At 45.3% G+C, this 1,350-nt stretch carries 1 protein-coding gene; it reads left to right on the top strand.

The features are described from left to right. A partial coding sequence (locus tag Q0277_RS06790) for a sigma-70 family RNA polymerase sigma factor (RefSeq protein WP_297996739.1) occupies nucleotides 1–363 on the top strand: 363 nt, incomplete at its 5' end. Nucleotides 364–1,350 lie beyond the last annotated feature (987 nt).

The following is a 1,350-nucleotide window of genomic DNA, read 5'->3' as shown; positions in this document are numbered from 1 at the left end:
CATGATCCCCGCCACCGTAGAGGTGCAGATCGTGACTCTGGAGCCGAAGATCCCCTTCGAGGAGACGGCAAATTCGGCGATTTCGTCGAGGACAAAAGCTCGGTTTCGCCGATTGAACAAATTTTAAAATCCGACCTCAAAGAGCAGATCGACGATATTTTAGAACAGCTCAATGACCGCGAGCGCACGGTGATCCGCATGCGATTCGGACTGCTTGACGACGAGAGCGACCGCACGCTTGAAGAGATCGGCAAGGAGCTCAACATCACTCGCGAGCGCGTCCGCCAGATCGAAAGCTCGGCGATCAAAAAGCTAAAACACCCAAAGATCGGCCGCAAACTAAAAACCTATATCGAGAGCTAGGGCAAAACACCGATATAATTTACTTTTTGGCGCCCGCAAATTTAAAATTCATAGACAACCGGGCTTTGGATTCAATATGATTGATTTTAAAAACACGACAAAAATTTAAATCCACTAAGATCCAAGCTGGAATCGTCAATAATGTATTTTTTTAGCATAAATTTTATCAGACGGGGCACAAATCAAGGCGCAGTAAAATGCAGCAGTACTTAAAACTCCGATTTTTATGGGCTTAAGGTTTGAAATTCGTAGGTTTCAAACTCCAGTTGAGTAAATTTACTCTAGCTTCGGCAAGGCTTATATCCTCGAAATTCCCCTTTCAAACTCCAGTGGAGGAAATTTACACGACGAGCGCGGCAGAGCGCGTATCAATGCATATTCGTTTCAAACTCCATCGGAGTAAATTTGCACTAAAGCTAGCTCGCAGTTTTTCGCCGCAACGTTGAAAGTTTCAAACTCCAGCGGAGGAAATTTAAACTTGATTTATGCCGACAATAGTGTCACCTTTGTCAGGTTTCAAACTCCAGCGGAGGAAATTTACACGGCTGCATCGCGGTCGGCGATAGCGCCCAATCTGTGCGTTTCAAACTCCAGCGGAGAAAATTTACACAGCGTTAGGAATTCTATTTTTCTAGGCTATGAATATTGAAGTTTATATTTTTACCTCTTAAATTTAGATAAGCGGCAAAGGCGGCTTAGAATAAAACGCCGCATTTGCAGTATTTTGCAAATCTTAGCCAAAGTTTTATTCGCGTAATTCTCAAAATTCCGACTAAAATTGGTAGCGCGATTTAACGACGCAAAAGCCACCGTTTTGCGCACTGTCATTCCGCCTCGCATCATCTAGCTAGCTTACTGCGCGCTGACAAACCGGTAACTCGACACCGGCAAACTTTTACACACGTTCAATCGCATCCCGCCGCCGCACTGCCTACTCGCAATCACAGCGCCCATAAATTTTGCCGCATTGCCGTGCTGGCAACCGCA

It is taken from the genome of uncultured Campylobacter sp. (assembly GCF_938030815.1).
Lineage (GTDB): Bacteria > Campylobacterota > Campylobacteria > Campylobacterales > Campylobacteraceae > Campylobacter_B.
The sequence above is the reverse complement of the archived record's forward strand: the minus strand, read 5'-3'. Positions and strand labels throughout refer to the sequence as shown.